The 3062-nt window shown below is 39.8% G+C and carries 3 protein-coding genes; 1 reads left to right on the top strand and 2 read right to left on the bottom strand.

Features of this window, described 5'->3' with window-relative positions; genetic code table 11:
• Window positions 1–224: 224 nt before the first annotated feature.
• Entirely contained in the window at window positions 225–422 is a 198-nt protein-coding gene (gene rpsU, locus ABFQ95_08260; GenBank protein ID MEN8237507.1) for a 30S ribosomal protein S21, read from the bottom strand.
• A gap of 217 nt (window positions 423–639) precedes the next feature.
• Between rpsU and ABFQ95_08265 the strand changes: the two genes are divergently transcribed.
• The gene (locus ABFQ95_08265) at window positions 640–1254 is read left to right on the top strand and encodes a COQ9 family protein (GenBank protein MEN8237508.1); all 615 of its coding nucleotides are present in this window, start codon (window positions 640–642) and stop codon (window positions 1252–1254) included.
• Between the two features lie 62 nt (window positions 1255–1316).
• Here ABFQ95_08265 and ABFQ95_08270 read toward each other — a convergent pair whose 3' ends face one another.
• Window positions 1317–2873: an Npt1/Npt2 family nucleotide transporter gene (locus tag ABFQ95_08270; protein MEN8237509.1), complete on the bottom strand. Its 1557-nt coding sequence runs from the start codon at window positions 2871–2873 to the stop codon at window positions 1317–1319.
• Between the last annotated feature and the right edge of the window lie 189 nt (window positions 2874–3062).

The following is a 3062-nucleotide window of genomic DNA, read 5'->3' on the forward strand; positions in this document are numbered from 1 at the left end:
ATCAATAAAGTTGTGGACTATCCATCTCATATCCAATGTTCTTTGTAGGCCTTCTGTTGTTTTTGCGTAGGTATTAGTCTTCCGGTGATAGGTAGAGTTCTTTCTTCCCAAAGAAGCATTATGAGCTTCATTATGATTGAATGAGCTAGCTGAGTTGAATAGGTTACAAAAAACTCCAGATACCAATTATGATATCTGGGTTTATGTTTGGGAAATCAAAAATTTTAATCACGGTCGCGGCGTTTGCGCTGTAGTTTGCGCATACGGCGGAACGATTCAGCTTTCTCGCGGGCTTTTTTCTCTGAAGGCTTTTCAAAGTGCCTGCGCAGCTTCATTTCGCGAAACACGCCTTCACGTTGTAGTTTTTTTTTCAAAATCTTCAACGCGCGTTCCAAGTCGTTATTACGAACGATTACCAGCACCGAAATTCACTCTCCTTTCTAGGGTTGGTTTGCAAAAATTAAATTCCGGCTTATACCCAAAGAAGAATCAAGATTTCGGTTTCCTGATACGCTTAAAGTGCTTATTTACAATTGTAAACTGCGCGCTTTGCGCTATCATAAACTCCGAAATCTTGATTCCTCACAAGGATATATCTTACTCTAGTATATTCCTTATGAGAAAGGGAAGGAAAAACTTATGCTAGATGTCAAAAACAATACCGAGCTTGCGAGCCGTGTGGTTGAAGCCACTCTCAAACATGTTCCTTTTGATGGCTGGAATGAAGCAGCTGTCAAATTAGCAATTCAAGACCTAGAACTAGAGACTGCAACATTTGATGAGCTTTTCCAGGGTAGTGTCAGCAACGTTATCGAACATTACAGTACGATGCTGGATCAACAAATGCTTGATGCATTAAAAGATCAGAATTTAGCAGAGATGAAAATTCGAGAGCGTGTACACACGATTGTAATGACGCGTTTGCAGTTGATGCTACCACACCGGCTTGCGGCCAAGAAAACCTGTGCCTATCTTGCTCTACCGCATCATGCTGCTTTGGGGATTAGGCTGCTTTATCGCACTGTTAGTCAAATCTGGTATGCAGCCGGAGACACAGCCACTGATTTTAATTTCTATACCAAGCGTGGGCTGTTGGCAGGTGTTTATACGTCAACCTTGTTGTATTGGTTTAACGATGATAGCCCTGAGTTTGAAAATACGGGAGCTTTTTTATCGAGGCGCATTGAAAATGTGATGCTAATTCCAAAGCTTAAGTCGCGCATCAAGCAGTGCTGGCCGTGGGGAAGGGGTTAACGGGTGTGTTCTTAAATCATATTATTTAACTATCACACCCACACCCAAAAGCGGCAAGTTCCCTATTTTTTTTCCAGTGCCGCTTGCTGCTGCTTGGCAGTATCCATTTCTTTCTTGGCTTTCCTCAATGCAGTGTACATGGAATTGAGTCCTTTAGCTGCAAGCAGCCAAAGACCAATCACCAAGATGACAATAGCTGCTAAAATTAGAGCAACTTCTGAGACTGCCCATCCTGTTACAAACAAAACACCAATAGAGATGTAGCCACCACTGGCCTTACCAAGGCGGCCACCAATCACGTCAACAGCTGCCTTACCTTTTATTTTTGATTCCTGATCAAGAGGAATATAGGTCATTTCCTTAGTTGGATCAAACAACGAATACTTTGTCCCTTTGCTTAAGATTTGTTGTGCTGATCCTAGTAGTACAGCCATCCATAAGGGAGTTGTGCCAAAGAACAGCGCGAGGGGTGCCATTTCATCTCGGTAACTTACGAAGCCGAAGAGCAGCATACCAGTAACCAAAATCATTATAGGTGTTATGATTGCAGCAGTAAACCAACCAACTCTTTGTACAATTCCTTTGAGTAGTAGGATAAGAATGATTGTTGAAATCCCTGTGAGTCCTTGAATCCAGCCCATCATTGCACTGTAATCAGCTTTAAGCGGAAATTGCTCCTGCAATTGTGACTTCCAAACAAGCTCGACCAGGTTAATGGAAATACCATATCCAATAATCAAAAGTGCAATGAAGCCAAGGTACTTTGAACTGCAAATATAAACCAGACTTTCCCAAACTGACAGTTTGGGCTTTTTGCTTTTCTTTTTATCACTAGTTTCAGCTGCATCATAATATTTGGAGTCCGTAAGCACGTTGGTGTTCATCCACCTGTAAATTCCCATAATAATAAAACCCGAAAGAGCAACAAGAGACATGTAATAAATTAGGACCACACCCCATTCATCAACGTTTGCTGGAACAGTTGGGCGAACAAATTTATCAACGTAAAGTGTAAACACCCAAGTAGCTAAAAGTGCAAAGTTGGCTAGAAGGCCAAACATAGCATAAAAACGTTTTGCTTCTCGTGTTCGTGTGATTTCGTTGGCAAACTGCCAGAATAGGAGGGCAATCATTACGCTTCCCCACAATTCAGCCAGCACATAAACAACTGCGTATAGCCAAACGCCATATATTGCAAATACTGGGCTCAATCTGGGATAAGATTCTTGTAAAGCTGAAATGCTTGCCGGATCTGGATGGATAGCAGTTAAGGATGGATAAAGTACATAGCCAAAAGCTGCAAAAAAACTGATAAAAAAGAAAATGATCAAATAAAAATTTGTTTCTCGGGAGAGAATATTGACAAGTTTGGTATATATCAAAACAAAAATAATAGAGGATGCTATGACTAGTGTACCCTTAAGCCAGGGAATTGCTTCAGGGCCAACTTCTGGGACTACCAGTGAATCTTTTGTAATTCGTAGTAAGGAATAGTTCATAAGAATAAAAAACATCAGCATACCCATGGGCAGGAATTTTTTTAATTCGTCTGAATAAATTGGCCAGAAAAAAGATCTAATTTTACCAAATTCAGGTTTGGATTCCTGTGGATTTTCCATTACTACTCTCCTAAAAAATATTATTAATCATTTACTTATATATAACATTATCTTAACACTAAAACTATTGATAAAATATTAAGATTAATCAGAGGGATTATATAACAAAAAAAGAAGAAAGTCTTGATATTTTTTAATTAAAATTTTAATTAACCTGAGTGGTAACCATTCAGCTCACACGGCCGTCAT

This window comes from Pseudomonadota bacterium (assembly GCA_039714795.1).
Classification (GTDB): domain Bacteria; phylum Pseudomonadota; class Alphaproteobacteria; order JAGOMX01; family JAGOMX01; genus JBDLIP01.